Here is a 13,483-nt window from a genome sequence, read left to right as displayed (position 1 = left end):
ACGTCGGCCAGGGCGGCCAGCAGCAGCCGCCGCCGGTCGGTCAGCGGCAGCCGCCGGACGTCCCGCCCGGGCAGGGCCAGCAGGTCGAAGGCGATCAACCCGAGCGCCACGTCCTCCGAGGCCCGCGCCTGCCGGGTCCGCAGCAGTTCCTCGAAGGCGAACCGGCCGCCGCGCCAGGCGACCAGCTCCCCGTCCAGCACGAGTCCGGCGGGTAGCCGGGCGACGGCGGCGGCGATCGACGGGAAGTCGGCCGCGAGGTCCCGGCCCGAACGCGTCTGCAGGTACGGCGCGCGCTCCCCGCGGGCGAACGCCACGCAGCGGAAGCCGTCCAGCTTCAGTTCGTACAGCACGCCCGAACCGCCCAGCCCGTCCGCCGCCGGGACGGCCGGGACGGCGGCCGGGCGCATGACCTCCACCGGGGGCTCCAGGACGGCGGGGTCCGCCACGGCGGGCCGGCGCACCGTCCGGGCCGAAGCGGAAGCGGCGGCCGCGGGTGCGGGTGCGGTGGTGGAAGCGGGTGCGGAAGCGGTGGCGGAAGCGGGGCCGGTCGGTCCCGGGGCGGCGGTGGCGCGCGGCAGCGGGCGGGCCCGCTCCGGGTCGAGGAGCGGTGCATACAGGTCCCCGAGCCGGGCCAGCCGCTCCGGCACCTCGGCGATCGTGAACACCAGCGCCTCCGCCGACCGGGCCCGTCCCAGCTCCTCCCAGGTCAGCGGCGTCGACACCGTCGGCCGCTCCTGCGCCCGGACGGTGTAGGGAGCGGCGGTGGTCTTCCGGGCGGCGTTCTGCGACCAGTCGACCAGCACCCGGTTGGTGCGCCGGGCCTTCGCCATGGTGTGCACGACCAGGTCCGGGTGGCCCGCCTCCAGCTCGGCCGCCAGCGCCTTGGCGTACCCGGAGACCTGCTGACTGGGCGTCGGCTCCAGCGGCACCAGCAGGTGCAGTCCCTTGCCGCCGGAGGTCTTCACCCACGCCTCCAGCCCGTCCTCCGCGAGGCGGTCGCGCAGCAGCCCGGCCACCGTCCGGCAGGTGAGGACGGTGGCTCCGGCGCCCGGGTCGAGGTCCAGCACCAACCGGTCGGCCGTCCCGGGCTCCGCCGCGTGCCACTGCGGGACGTGCAGTTCCAGGCAGCCCAGGTTCGCCGCCCAGAGCAGCGCGGCCCCGTCGTCCAGCACCACCTGACGGAGGTCCCCGCCGCTGCTCGGCACCTCGACGGTGCGCACCCAGCGGGGCGTCCCGGCGGGCGGGTTCTTGGCGATGAACACCTCGCCCGCCACGCCGTCCGGGCAGCGCAGGAACGACACCGGCCGGTCGCGCAGGTGCGGCAGCAGTGCGGTGTGGACGGCGGCGTAGTAGCGCAGCACCTCGCCCTTGAGGGTGCCGGTCCGCGGGAAGTAGACCTTGTCCAGGTGCGAGAGCGCGAGCGTGCGCCCGTCCACCAGCATCTGCGGCATCGCCGCCTCCGAGCCTGCACCGGTCGTCAGGCCCGGGCGGGCACGGCGTCCCGGCCGGGCCCCCTGCGGCCAGTCTGCCCGTACTCCCGACCCGGCGCGACCCTGCCCGGGGAGCCGCCGACTCAGGGGCCGAGCAGCGCCAGCGCGGCCCGGAGCAGTTCCCCGTCGGAGGCGGGCTCCCGGTCGCCCGCCACCCCGGAGCGGAACAGGGCGGCTCCCTCCACCAGCATGACGAAGACCGCCGCGCGGGCCCGGCGCACCTGTTCCGGCAGCTCCGGCCGGGTCCGGGCCAGGAACGCCGCCACCTGCTCCCGGTACTCGTCGTAGAACCGCCGGACGGCGCCCGCCACCGCCGTGTCCCGCGCCGCGAGTGCCCACACCTCGGCGAACAGGCGCACCAGCCGGGCGTCCTCCTGCTCCGCCAGCAACGCCGTCACGAGTTCCCCGGCCCGGTCGTCCGTGCCCGGCGCCAGCAGCGGTGCCAGGCGCTCCGCCGAGCGGCCGAGCACCCGCTCCAGGACGGCTGCCACCAGGTCGGCGTGGGTGGGGAAGTAGTACTGCAGGTGCCCGAGCCGGACCCCCGCGGCCGTGGCCACGGCCCGCATCGAGAGTTCCGCCCCGCCCCCGGTGACCAGCACCTCCTCCGCCGCGTCGAGCAGTTCCGTCCGCCGCTGCGCCCCCTTCCGTCCCCGGCCGCCGGCCGCAGTTCCGGGAGGCGGGTCTGGGAGGGGGTCGGGAAGCGGGTCGGGAACGGGGGCGGCTTCGGAGTCGGGCCCGGGGCCGGGTGCGGAGGTCATGCGGCCGCCTTCGTGTCGTGGGCGGACCGGACCTCGACGGTGACGCCGAGGTCGGCCAGGTCGGGGAGGACCCGGGCGGGCCGGGGGGCCTGCTCGGGGAAGGCCACACCGACGGGCGGCGCGGCGCCGTCGGTGCCGAGGACGCGGCGCAGGGCGAGCAGGGCGCCGACGGCGGTGAGGTGGGCCTGTCCGGCGCGGTCCTCGATCACGGCGCTGAGGGTCCGGCCGGCGTGGGAGACGTCGACGCGCACGAGGGCGGTGCCGCCCTCGCCGGGGGAGTGGAGGAGGGCCCGGCGGGCGGGCTCCCACCGGTCGCCCCGGCCCCAGCGGAAGAAGCCGCTGTGCTTGGCGGCCAGCAGGGCGCGGGTGCTGGTCAGGGAGCTGAATCCGATCCGGGTGACGGCGGTCGCGGTGCCCAGGACGAGTGGCAGGGTGAACTGCTCCGGCGTGTCGATGCAGGCCACCCGGGTGGGGTGGGCGCCGATCCGGACGGTCCGGGCGTCGCTGAGCGGGGTGACCGGGCGGCGGCGGCCGTCACGGATCACCTCGTAGTCCAGACCGAGGCGGTCCATGAACTCGACGGAGTCGGCGCCCGCGCGGTCGGCGAGGTCCCAGCGGACGGCGGTCTCGACGCGCTCCGCGCCGCCGAGCCGCTCGGCCAGGGCGGCGGTGACCAGGCTGGTGACCCCGCCCATCCAGGCGGAGGAGAGCAGGACCGGGGCGGTCGGGCGCAGCAGGGCGGCCACCGTGGCGGCCCGCTGGAGCCGGGCCGTCCAGCGGGTGACGTCCACGTACGGGACCGCGCCCCGGACGGCGGCCCGCAGGACCCGGTCGTCGGGGTCGTTGACGACGCCGACGACGGCGCGCACCGCAGCCGTGAACGGCGCGGGGTCGGCGAGGTCCCAGCGGCGGAAGGCCGCGTGCGGGGCGCCGCCGAGCTGCTGGACGAGGGCGGCGGCGCGCTGTTCCGTCCGGCCGGTGAGCAGGACGGGGTGGTCGGCGGCGACCAGGCGGGCCAGCTCCCCGCCGACCGTTCCGTAGCCGCCGACCAGCAGGACGGGGCCGTCGGGGTCGTGGGTGAGGGCGTCGTGGACGCCTGCGGGGCGGGTGCCGGCGTGGTCGGTGCTGCCGGTGGCCGCGGTGGCCGCGGTGGCTTCGGTGGTGTCGGAGGTGGTCATGAGAGAAAAATAGGTCACCCGACCTAAAAGGGGCGTTAGCTCGGCCGGCCGGCCCGGCCCGACACCAGTGCGTGGGCGTCCCCGACCAGGTCCTCGACCCGCTCCCAGTCGAGCGCCGGAAGGTCGAGACGGACGCCGATCCAGCCCCGGTGGCCGACGTACGGGGGCCGGAAGAACAGGTCGGGGTCCTCGGCGGTCAGGAACTCCTGGGCACCGGCCGCCGCCGGGCACCAGAACGCGAGGCGGTCGTCGTGGTGGTGGTCGGCGAGCATCACGAACACCCGCGCCCGCCGGCCGGTGCCCGCGAACCAGGTCGGCTCGCCGTGGCTGACCCGCTCGTCGACCTCCGGCAGCGCCCGGCAGATCGCCCGCAGCCGTTCGACGGCGGCCGGGCCGCCGTCGAACGGTGCGTGGCCGGCCGGTGGGCGGTCGGCCACCGGGGTCACCCGGCCGACGGGCGGGGCGCGCCCGGGTAGTTTCCGAAGTGCCAGTGGTTGCCCTCCGGGTCGGCGGCGGCGAAGCCCCGCGACCCGTAGTCGGTGTCGGCGGGCGCCGCGGTGATCCGCGCCCCGGCGGCGACGGCCCGCGCGTGCACGGCGTCCGGGTCGGCCGTCACCACGTACGCGGTGAAGGACCCCGGACCGCCGGGCCAGGGGGCGGAGCCCTCGGGCGTCGGCCGCTCGGAGCCCAGCATCACCCCGCCGCCCTCCGGCCAGGCCAGCTCGGCGTGCGTGACGAAGTCGCCCTCGCCGTAGGCGACGACCTCCTCGAATCCGAACGCCTCCACCAGGTGGCGGATCAGCGCCCGGGCGTCGGCGGCCCGCAGGCTCGGCCAGACCTGGGGGGCCGGTGCGGCCCCGCCGCTCGCGGCCGCGGTACTCGTGGTCCCGGCGTTCGTGGTCCCGGTGTCGGTGGTCTCGGTGTCCATGGCGGATGCCTCCTCGGGATAGCGGCGGCCGGGACGGGGCGGACGCCCGGCCGGTCGGCCGTCATGCGTCCCACTCTGGCGCCGCCACGACCGGCTCGCCTTGGACGTTTCGGAACTTCACCTCGTCCGAGCCCTCCTCGGCCAGCCAGACGCTCGGCGCGCACCCGGCCAGCGCACGGAACTCGCGGGCCAGATGCGCCTGGTCGAAGTAGCCGCACCGCACGGCCAGCTCCGCCAGCCGGGGCACCGGGCCGGTCGGGACCAGCAGCCGGCGGGCCCGGTCGAACCGGATCACCCGGGCCGCGGCCTTCGGGGTCAGCCCGGTCTCCCGGCGGAACCGGTCCTGGAGGTGCCGCCCGCTCCAGCCGGTCTCGCGGGCGAGGTCCGCGACCGGAAGCGCCCCGCCGCTGCGCCGCAGCACGTGCCAGGCCCGGACGACCTCCGGCGGCACCTGGCCGGACGGGCGCGCGAGCCGGAGCAGCGCGCCGTCCAGCGCCGCGAACCGCTCCGGCCACCCGGCCGCCGCCCGTACGGCGTCCTGGAGCCGTTCGACGGTCCGACCGAGCACGGCCTCGGCCGGCACGTCCAGCCCGGCGAGCTCCCCGGCGGGCAGACCGAACAGGGCGCGCGCCGCCAGCGGGTGCACCGAGAGCTGGATGCCGGACTGGCGGCCGTCGTGCGTGATCAGGGCCGGGGCGGTGTGCAGGCCGCCGACCAGGGTGGTGAAGCTCCCGGGGGGCTGCGCCGGGTCGGGGTGGCCCGCCATGGTGAGCGGCTCGTCCAGCGTGAGGATGAAGGTCAGGTACGGGGACGGCAGGCCCCGGTGCAGGGCGGGCGCCAGTCCGCGCTGGCGGTACCCCGAGTACCAGGCCACGTACGGGCGCAGGGCCGTCGCGGGCCGGGCCCGGACCGCCTCGTCCACCACGTCGCGGGTCGTCGTCGCTCCACCGGACGTACCGGCCGGCTGCTCCGTCACGCTTCCAGTATCGGCCCGTCCGGGCCCCGGCGGTGACCGGCCGGTCACCGGGCCCGCGGGCGGTGGGCTCGCGGGCCCGCGGCGTCGTGCCTATGGTGAACGCACCGGACTGCCCGGTGCTCGGGGGGAGATCCTGAGGAGGAGTCCCCGTGACGACTGCCCGAGACATCATGCACACCGGCGCCCAGTGCATCCGCGCCGACCAGACGCTCGCCGAGGCCGCCATGATGATGCGCGACATGAACGTCGGCGCCCTCCCGATCTGTGGTGACGACCAGAAGCTGAAGGGCATCATCACCGACCGCGACATCGTCCTGCGATGTATCGCCGAAGGGCGGGACCCGGCCGGGATGACGGCCATGGAACTCGCCGGGCACCTGCACTGCGTCAGGGCCGAGGACAGCATGGACGCGGTGCTGAGGAAGATGGAGCAGCACCAGATCCGCCGGATCCCGGTCATCGACGGCGAGCGGCTGGTCGGCATGATCAGCGAGGCCGACCTGGCGATGGGCCACCGCGACGGACAGCGCCTGACCGACCGGCAGATCATCGAGTTCATGGACAGCGTCTACATGAAGCGGTGACGCCGCGGTCCTGCCGCGCCCGGCCGCAGGGGAGCCCCCGCGCCGTCCGGCGCGGGGGCTCCCGTCGTCGTGCCGGTGTCAGCAGGTGAGCACCGGGGCGGCCCAGTCGGCGTGGTCGCTGTTGGTGCCGTCACCGCCGTCGGTGACGACCAGTCGCAGCTCGTTCGCCCCGGCCAGGTCGGCCGTCAGCCGCTTCGCGGGGGTCGCCGAGGTGACCCGGCCGCTGTCGGCGACCTTGACGTCGTCCTTGTAGATCTCGAACGAGACGGTGCCCCGGCCCTCCGCCTCGGCGTCCACCCCGACCTCGGTGGTGACCGAGGAGCAGGCGCCGCCGAGGTAGTAGACGATCTCGCTGAACGCGTTGACGCCCAGGCCCTTGGCGTACGTCGTGCCGGCGATGGTGATGGTCCGGCCGTCCCGGGCCTGGTTGCCGCCGTTGCTCATGTCCTTCTCGACCGGGCCCCAGCTGTTGCCCGCGGAGGACCAGGCGAGGTCGGAGAGCTGGTGCGTGCCGGCCGCCGGGCCGTTGCCGCAGGCGATCCGCGCACCCGCCCAGTCGGCGTGGTCCCAGCTGGTGCCGTCACCGGCGTCGGTGACCACCAGGCGCAGCTCGTTCGCGCCGGTGAGGTCGGCGGTCAGCCGCTTGGCCCGGTCCTTGCCGGTGAGCGTGCCGCTGTCGGCGACCCTGGTGCCGTCCCGGTAGATCTGGAAGACGACCGAACCGTTGCCGTAGGCCTCGTCGTCGACCCCCACGTCGGTGACGAGGTTCCTGCAGGTGCCGCCCAGGTGGAAGGCGATGTCGCTGCCGGCGTGCACGCCCAGGCCCCTCGGGTAGGCGGTGTCGCGGATGCTGATGGTCTGTCCGTCGCCCCGCTCGTGCTGGCCGTTGCTGCGGTCGCGCTCGACCGGGCCCCACATGTTGGTCACGGAGCCGAACGGCAGGTCACTGAGCTGGGTCATCCCGTTCGGCGGCGAGACCGGCGACCGCGGGGTGACGCGGAACATCGCGGTGCCGTGTCCGGGCACGACGGCGCTGAGGGTGCCGTCGCCGGTGGTGGACTTCTTCGACCACAGGTCCTTGACGGTGTAGGAGGTCGCGCCGCCGATGCCGACGGCCTGCGCGGTGGTGGTGACGGTCGTGTCGTAGGAGCCCTCGTTGGTCAGCGTGACCGAGCGGCTGCCGTCCGCCAGGGGCTTGCTCATGACCACGAGCCCGCCCTCCCGGGAGACCACCGTGCCCTGCCGGCCGAGCGGGTCCTGGTCCACCGCGATCACGTCGGTGTTGGTGAGGATCTCGAAGGTCTCCGGCTCGGCGGTGCGCAGGTCGGTACCGATCATCAGCGGGGCGGCCATCTGGGCCCAGAGGCTGAAGTGGGTCCGGTACTCGGTGCCCGTCATGCCGCCGTTGCCGACCTCCAGCATGTCGGGGTCGTTGAACGCGCCGGGTTTGGCGTATCCGGCGAGGCCCTGGTTGGCCTGCGCGATGGAGATCATGCTCTGCCAGGTGTCGCTGATGTCCCCGGTGGTGCGCCAGGAGTTGCCGACCGGCTGCGCCCAGTTCCACGGGCCGGTGCTGCCCCACTCGCAGATGCTGTAGAGGATCGGGCGGCCGGTCTTCTTCAGAGCCTCGCCCATCGCCTTGTAGCGGGTCTGCGCGTTGACGCCCTGGTTGTTGCAGTTGTCGTACTTGAGGTAGTCCACACCCCAGGAGGCCCACAGGTCGGCGTCCTGCTGCTCGTGGCCGAGGCCGCCGGGGAAGCCCTTGACGTCGCAGGTGCGGTCGCCGGCGCTGGAGTAGATGCCGAACTTCAGGCCCTTGGCGTGGACGTAGTCGGCGAGGGACTTGATGCCGTGGGGGAAGCGCACCGGGTCGGGGACGAGGTTGCCGGCGGCGTCGCGGTCGGGCAGTGCCCAGCAGTCGTCGAGGTTGACGTACTGGTACCCGGCCGCCTTGAGGCCCTTGCTGACGAAGATGTCGGCGATGCCCTTGATCATCGCCTCGTTGAACTGCGCGCCGCAGTAGGTGGAGTTCCAGTTGTTGAAGCCCATCTGGGGCGTCAGGTTGAGGCCGTTGTCGAGGGCTGCCGCCGGGGGCGCGGCGGCGAGTTGGAGCCCGGTGGTCAGGGCGGTGCCGCCGGCCAACAGGGCGAGGGCGGTCAGCGCCGTCGCTGCGCGGCGGGCCGGCCTGCGGTTGGGGGATCGCACGAGTCCTCCATGGGGTCGGAACCGAACTGGCTGGTGCACAGGGAAGTTGGTTCGGGGAGGGCGCCGGGCGGCCGGAGGGCCGGGACCGGCGCCCCTGGTGCGGGGGAGCGGGAACCATGGCTGTGCGGCTGTGCGGGAGCGGTGGCTCAGGAGAGCAGCGTCCAGGACTGGCCTGCGGCGGCCGGGTCCGGCGGGCTGATGACGACCGTGGAGGTCGGGGCGGCCTGCGGGGCGTTCAGGGCCAGCCCGGTGGCGACGTTGGTGATGGTCAGCGCGCCCGTCGCGGTGTCCTGGACGACCCGCCACTTCTGGTGCGGGCTGGCGGGGTCGTACCGGTTGAGCACCCAGGCGGCCCAGCCGGGCCCGTTGCCTCCGGTCAGCGTGCCGTGCACCTGGGTGTCGGTGCGGCAGTTGTCGGTGATGTGCACGGTGCCGTCGGGGTTGGGGCTGAACATCCACTGCTCCGAGGTGTGCCAGCTCCACCAGGTGTTGACGCCGACGGTCGAGCCGTCGGGCGAGCTGCAGGTGCCGCGCACCTCCAGGGCCTGGCCGCCGGTGCCCCCCGCGCTGATGCCGTGGTACCGGCCGTCGCCGATGACGGCGGCCGGGACGGTGGTCGGCAGCGCCTTGAGGCGGTACATGGCGACGCCGTGCGGGGCGACCTGGGCGCCGAGCGCGCCGGTCACGGTGCCGGTGGCCCCGGTCCAGAGCTCCTTGGACGTGTAACCCGGGCCGGTCAGGCCGAGTTCGGCGAGGGTGGTGGAGATCGTGCGGGAGCCGGCCGGGTCCTGGTTGACGAGCAGGACGGCCGTGTCGCCGTCCGCGAGGGGGCGCTTGAGGACGAGCGGGGCGGTGCTGCCGGTCGGCGGGGCGCCGACCAGGGTGGCGGGCTTGCCGAGACGGTCCTGGTCGACCGCGATGACGTCGGCGTTCTTGTAGATCGCCAGGGCGGAGTCGGAGATGCCGGTGGACCAGGTGTACCCCTCGTCGGTCCGCACGGAGTCCGCCGCGGTGCGCAGATCGGTGCCGGAGATCAACGGGGAGGCCATCATGGCGAGGATCGCCATCTCGCTGCGCGACTCGGTGTCGGTCATCGGCTTGTGGCAGGTGCAGTGGTCGGTGACCCCGTACAGGCCGTACGGGTCCTGCCAACCGGCGAACATCATGTCCATGTCGTTCCAGCTGCCCGGCCGGACGTTGCCGGGGTGGCCGAGCGAGGTCCGCAACTGTCCGTTGTACAGCACGCCTTCGAGGTCGGGGCCGCGGTCGCCGCCGATCCGGCAGAGGCTCGCGACCTGGCCGCACCAGACGCCGGTCGGCGCGTACCCGGGCGCCTCGCGGGCGGGGGTTCCGGCGGCGACCACCACCGGATCGGTACGGGCCGGGTCGTCGCCGGCCAGCAGGTGGGGCACGCCGGTGTGGACGGGCTGGGCGGAGACGCTGAGGGTCACGCGGGGGCTGTTCCGGGCGGCCGAGGCGGCGTCCAGGGCGCGGCGGAAGTCCTGGACCCGGGCGTAGATCGAGCGGGTGAGCTCCCTGCCCTGGCCCTGGGTGCCGTAGTTGTGGCCGTCGGGACCCAGGACGGGCGGCCCGTAGGGGCAGTCGTCGTACTTGACGAAGTCGACGCCCCAGGCGACGAAGTCGGCGGCGTCGACGCTCTCGTGCCCCAGGCTGCCGGGACGGCCCTGGCACGTGGTGTACGTGGTCGTGGCGTAGAGACCGAACTTCATGCCCTTGCGGTGGGCGTACCAGGACAGGTACTCGATGCCGTTGACGGTCCGGCCGTCGACGACGCGGGAGGGGAAGCGGTCCGGGTGGGGCACCAGGTGGCCGGTGGTCGGGTCGGACCCGGTGCCGTCGGTGCCGCTGACCGGGTTGCCCGCGGCGTCGTAGAGCTGCATCGCGCCGTAGGAGTTCTTGACCAGGTCGGTGCTCTGGCCGTCGCGGTGGCCCACTGACCAGCCGTCGTCGACGGTGACGGTGTCGTAGCCGGCGGCGACCAGGCCGCGGGAGGACATGAAGTCGATGGTCTGGACGACCTCCTCCTGCGTGACGCCGGTGCCGAGGGTGTTCCAGGAGTTCCATCCCATGGGCGGGGTGGGGGCGAGTCCGCCGTCCTGGGCCGTACCCGTCGCCTCCGGGGAGGTCGGGCCGGCCTGTCCGGCGCTCGGGGCGTGGCGGGTGGCGGCCGTCGCCGCGGCGGGACCGAGGACGGTCGCGGCCAGCCCGGACGCGGCCAGGGTGAGGGCGAGCAGAGTGCGCGGCAGGAGGCGCGGCGCGGGTCTGCGCATGGGTGCTCCAAGGTGGGTGGGGGAGCCAGGTGGTGCTTTCTGTCTGTTTTTCAAACGGAAAGCAACGCAGCATAGGCATGCCCGTGAGGCGCCCTCAAGAGGTGTGCATGGACCTGTCCATTCGCGACTTGCTTGTCCCATATGGCCTGTCACGGCTCGATCTCGACAGCTGCCAGGGCTTGACGGCGAGCGCCTGCAAGGTGTGATATTTCACATGACGTTTGAATGGGTTGGGTTCTGATTGATTGAGGCGGTCCGTTGTGGCGCGAACCAGCGGTGGGACCGCAGGCCGTTCGGGCTGTCCGGGAGGTCGGGACGGCGCGGCCGGCCTCCGACGGCCGGGTGTCCGCGGCGTCCCGGCCCGGCCTGCGCCGAGGACGGTCTCGTGCCACGGGTCGGCGCCGTCCGGGGCGACCGCGTGAAGGGTGTGACGAGGACGCTCGACGCCGCCGTCCCCGGCGTCCGGGAACGGCGGCGCGGTCTCGTCGCCGGCGGCGCCGACTCGGTCCGGCGGAACGGCGCCCGGCCGCCGCTGCCGGTCGGGCGGTCATGCCTCCGGCAGCGGTCACGCCTCCGGCAGCGGTGCGACGACCAGCTCCCCGACGGTCTCCGCGAGCGTGCTGCGGGCCTGGGCGTTGAGTTCCGAGTCCGTGACGAAGACGTCGATCTCGTCGAGCGTGGCGAAGCCGCTGAGCGCGACGACCCCCCACTTCGTGTGGTCGGCCACCACGGCGACCCTCCGGGCGGAGGCGACCAGCGCCCGGTTGGTCTGGGCCTCCGCGAGGTTGGGCGTCGTCAGGCCGGCCTTCTCGGACACCCCGTGGGCCCCCAGGATCAGCAGGTCGACGTGGAGGGACTGGACGGCCAGGTCGGCCAGCGGGCCCACCAGCGCGGCGGACGGCGTCGGCGAACCGCCGGTCAGCAGCAGCGAGGGCGAGCCCGGCTCCCCCTTCTCGCCGGCCGAGCGGATCAGCTCGGCGACGGGCAGGGAGTTGGTGACCACCGTGAGCCGCGGCACGTGCAGGAGCCTGGCCGCCACCGCGTAGGCGGTGGTCCCCGCCGCGATGGCGATCACGCTCCCCGGCTCGACCAGCGTCGCCGCGGCCTCCGCGACGGCGGCCTTGGCGGCGGACTCCAGACCGGACTTCGCCTCGAAACCCGGCTCGTCGATGGCGGTGCCCGAGGCGGCGACCGCGCCGCCGTGCACCTTCTTCACCACACCCGAACGCTCCAGCGCATCGAGATCGCGGCGCACGGTCATGTCGGAGACGCCCAGCTGATCGACCAGCTCGGCGACGCGCACGGCCCCGCTGCGGCGCACCATCTCGGCGATCAGCGCCTGACGCTGGTGGGCCAGCAGCCCGGTGTCGGCCAAGACCCGACTCCCCTCACCCTGGTAGAACATCGGAAGCGAACAGGCCCCAAAGGATAGTCAACCCGGCGGGGTCGCGGCCGGTCGGGGCGGGAAGCCGCAGGCGGGAGCGCCGCCCCGGAGTGTCTCGGATGGCGAATATCCGATCGGCCCGGCCGGCGCAGTCGCCAGAATGGTCGTATGGGAAAGACATACGAGAAGATCGACGGCCGCCTGCGCGGGTTCATCGAGCGACAGCCCGTGTTCTTCGTCGCCAGCGCTCCGCTGGCGGGCGAGGGGCACGTCAACGTCTCGCCGAAGGGACGGGCGGGGACGCTGGTGGTGATCGACGAACTCACCCTCGCCTACCTGGACTTCGGGGGCTCCACGGCGGAGACGCTCGCCCATGTTCGGGAGAACGGGCGGGTCACGCTGATGTGGTGCGCGTTCGACGGGCCGCCTACGGTCGTCCGGGTGCATGGGAAGGGCGAGGCGGTGTTCCGCGACGACCCGCGGTTCGCGGGGCTGCTGGGCGAGTTCGACCCGGCGGTCGACGGGGCGGGGCTGCGGGCGATCGTGCTGGTGGTGGCGGAGCGGGTCAGCGACTCCTGCGGGTTCGCGGTGCCGCTGATGGACTACCAGGGTGACCGCGACCTGCACACGCAGTACTTCGGGCGGAAGACCGACGAGGAGTTCAACACCTACTGCGAGGGCAAGCCGTACGTCGGCACCAGCCTCGACGGGCTGCCCGCGCTGCCGCTCCCCCTGCCGGCCCGGCCCGCGTGACCACCGGCCCGCGCGACCGGCCCGCGTAACCGGCCCGCGTAACCGGTCCGGGTCGGCGGCTCCGGTCAGGAGAGCGGTTCCGGCCGCGCGCGGGAGCGGTGGAGGTCGCGGAGCAGGGCGATCTCCGCGCCGTGGTGCAGCAACTCCTGGTTGACCCACCAGACGATGTCGAGGAACGGATCCTCCGGGTCGCTGCCGTACGGGTACGCGCTGTGGCCGACGGTGTCGAGCGCGGCGTCGTCGGTCGCGAGGAGCGTCGCCCGCCAGGCGCCCGCCGCGCTGTCGAAGCCCTTGACCGCGGAGTCGGCGTCGCCGCTCACCGGGTGGTCGTCCCTGGTCAGCGAGCGGGTGCCGGTCGTGTGGTCGGCGCGCAGCGCCAGCATCTCGGTCAGGTGGCTCAGTCGCCAGGCGAGGGTGGTGAAGGGAGGCGGGACGGGGTGCGGGGCCGGTGAGGCGTCGCGGCCCCAGGTGCCGGGGCCGACGAGCAGGGTGGCGCGCTCCCCGGGGCCGTCCGCGTGGCGGCGGACCGACCAGCAGCCGGGGACCGGCTCCCAGAGGTACTCGTCGTCGGTGAGCGGCCCGACCGGGACGTCCGTGCCGTTGCCGCTGTCCATCACCGGTCCGGCCAGCCGGTCGGAGAGGCGGCGGTGCGCGAAGTCGAACTGTTCCAGCAGGGGGACCAGACGTGCGGGCAGGGTCATCCGGACGTTCCTCCGATGGGCGCGCGCGTGCGAGCTGTGCGCCGGGCGCGGGCAGGGGCGCGGCACCGGACCGTCCGGTCCGACCGGCCGAACCCTTCCACAGCGGCGGCCGGGCGGCGACACCTTTTCGGGTCCGTCTCGCGCGTGGTGTGGGTTTTGCGCATCCGTGGGGGTGTGGGGGGATGCACGACGCCGCTGGACCTGACCGGTGGTGTGGTCGGTGCAGCGGCGTTGT

At 74.3% G+C, this 13,483-nt stretch carries 10 protein-coding genes and 4 pseudogenes; 2 read left to right on the top strand and 12 right to left on the bottom strand.

Translation table 11 applies throughout. From position 1 onward, the window contains the following. The 7 genes and pseudogenes from ACFWOG_RS33525 to ACFWOG_RS33495 all read right to left on the bottom strand — a co-directional run. Nucleotides 1-407: pseudogene (locus ACFWOG_RS33525) on the bottom strand (DNA ligase); the annotation flags it as partial. A gap of 165 nt (nucleotides 408-572) precedes the next feature. Continuing rightward, nucleotides 573-1,451, bottom strand: a pseudogene (gene ligD / locus ACFWOG_RS33520) (non-homologous end-joining DNA ligase); the annotation flags it as partial. 122 nt (nucleotides 1,452-1,573) lie between these two features. Next, nucleotides 1,574-2,248 carry a TetR/AcrR family transcriptional regulator gene (locus ACFWOG_RS33515; protein ID WP_329951078.1) on the bottom strand — a complete coding sequence of 225 codons (675 nt, stop codon included), beginning with the start codon at nucleotides 2,246-2,248 and terminating at the stop codon, nucleotides 1,574-1,576. Continuing rightward, nucleotides 2,245-3,426 (bottom strand): saccharopine dehydrogenase, encoded by a 1,182-nt coding sequence (locus ACFWOG_RS33510; protein WP_380362955.1) that lies wholly within the window; start codon nucleotides 3,424-3,426, stop codon nucleotides 2,245-2,247. The genes ACFWOG_RS33515 and ACFWOG_RS33510 overlap by 4 nt, the downstream gene beginning before the upstream one ends. Before the next feature lie 35 nt (nucleotides 3,427-3,461). After that, a complete protein-coding gene (locus ACFWOG_RS33505; protein WP_380362953.1) occupies nucleotides 3,462-3,863 on the bottom strand; it encodes an MmcQ/YjbR family DNA-binding protein in 402 nt (133 codons plus the stop codon). Between the two features lie 5 nt (nucleotides 3,864-3,868). After that, the gene (locus tag ACFWOG_RS33500; protein WP_380362951.1) at nucleotides 3,869-4,354 is read right to left on the bottom strand and encodes a VOC family protein; all 486 of its coding nucleotides are present in this window, start codon (nucleotides 4,352-4,354) and stop codon (nucleotides 3,869-3,871) included. Nucleotides 4,355-4,415: 61 nt separating this feature from the next. After that, on the bottom strand, nucleotides 4,416-5,330 hold the full coding sequence (locus ACFWOG_RS33495) for a helix-turn-helix domain-containing protein (protein WP_329881862.1): 915 nt from the start codon (nucleotides 5,328-5,330) through the stop codon (nucleotides 4,416-4,418). Between the two features lie 149 nt (nucleotides 5,331-5,479). Between ACFWOG_RS33495 and ACFWOG_RS33490 the strand changes: the two genes are divergently transcribed. Next, nucleotides 5,480-5,914 carry a CBS domain-containing protein gene (locus tag ACFWOG_RS33490; protein WP_329951074.1) on the top strand — a complete coding sequence of 145 codons (435 nt, stop codon included), beginning with the start codon at nucleotides 5,480-5,482 and terminating at the stop codon, nucleotides 5,912-5,914. A 78-nt stretch (nucleotides 5,915-5,992) separates the two neighbouring features. Here the strand turns inward: ACFWOG_RS33490 and ACFWOG_RS33485 are convergent. From ACFWOG_RS33485 to ACFWOG_RS33470, 4 genes and pseudogenes are all read right to left on the bottom strand, one after another. Next, a pseudogene (locus ACFWOG_RS33485) lies at nucleotides 5,993-6,412 on the bottom strand (NPCBM/NEW2 domain-containing protein); the annotation flags it as partial. 33 nt (nucleotides 6,413-6,445) lie between these two features. Next, nucleotides 6,446-8,119, bottom strand: a pseudogene (locus ACFWOG_RS33480) (NPCBM/NEW2 domain-containing protein); the annotation flags it as partial. 146 nt (nucleotides 8,120-8,265) lie between these two features. Then, nucleotides 8,266-10,410 (bottom strand): alpha-galactosidase, encoded by a 2,145-nt coding sequence (locus tag ACFWOG_RS33475; protein ID WP_380362948.1) that lies wholly within the window; start codon nucleotides 10,408-10,410, stop codon nucleotides 8,266-8,268. 565 nt (nucleotides 10,411-10,975) lie between these two features. Beyond that, nucleotides 10,976-11,785: a DeoR/GlpR family DNA-binding transcription regulator gene (locus tag ACFWOG_RS33470; RefSeq protein WP_329951071.1), complete on the bottom strand. Its 810-nt coding sequence runs from the start codon at nucleotides 11,783-11,785 to the stop codon at nucleotides 10,976-10,978. A gap of 177 nt (nucleotides 11,786-11,962) precedes the next feature. Here ACFWOG_RS33470 and ACFWOG_RS33465 point away from each other — a divergent pair, with 177 nt between their 5' ends. Next, entirely contained in the window at nucleotides 11,963-12,547 is a 585-nt protein-coding gene (locus ACFWOG_RS33465) for a pyridoxamine 5'-phosphate oxidase family protein (protein ID WP_329881866.1), read from the top strand. A 65-nt stretch (nucleotides 12,548-12,612) separates the two neighbouring features. On the opposite strand, the gene ACFWOG_RS33460 is transcribed toward ACFWOG_RS33465, so the two are convergent. After that, the gene (locus ACFWOG_RS33460; RefSeq protein WP_329951070.1) at nucleotides 12,613-13,248 is read right to left on the bottom strand and encodes a DinB family protein; all 636 of its coding nucleotides are present in this window, start codon (nucleotides 13,246-13,248) and stop codon (nucleotides 12,613-12,615) included. Nucleotides 13,249-13,483 lie beyond the last annotated feature (235 nt).

This window comes from Kitasatospora sp. NPDC058406 (genome assembly GCF_042722765.1).
In the GTDB taxonomy this organism is placed as follows: domain Bacteria; phylum Actinomycetota; class Actinomycetes; order Streptomycetales; family Streptomycetaceae; genus Kitasatospora.
The sequence above is the reverse complement of the archived record's forward strand: the minus strand, read 5'-3'. Positions and strand labels throughout refer to the sequence as shown.

Bases quoted from the DNA above. Each gene is read 5' to 3' on its own strand.
- ACFWOG_RS33515 (WP_329951078.1), bottom strand. From the start codon at position 2,248: ATGACCTCCGCACCCGGCCCCGGGCCCGACTCCGAAGCCGCCCCCGTT.
- ACFWOG_RS33510 (WP_380362955.1), bottom strand. From the start codon at position 3,426: ATGACCACCTCCGACACCACCGAAGCCACCGCGGCCACCGCGGCCACC.
- ACFWOG_RS33500 (WP_380362951.1), bottom strand. From the start codon at position 4,354: ATGGACACCGAGACCACCGACACCGGGACCACGAACGCCGGGACCACG.
- ACFWOG_RS33475 (WP_380362948.1), bottom strand. From the start codon at position 10,410: ATGCGCAGACCCGCGCCGCGCCTCCTGCCGCGCACTCTGCTCGCCCTC.
- ACFWOG_RS33465 (WP_329881866.1), top strand. From the start codon at position 11,963: ATGGGAAAGACATACGAGAAGATCGACGGCCGCCTGCGCGGGTTCATC.
- ACFWOG_RS33460 (WP_329951070.1), bottom strand. From the start codon at position 13,248: ATGACCCTGCCCGCACGTCTGGTCCCCCTGCTGGAACAGTTCGACTTC.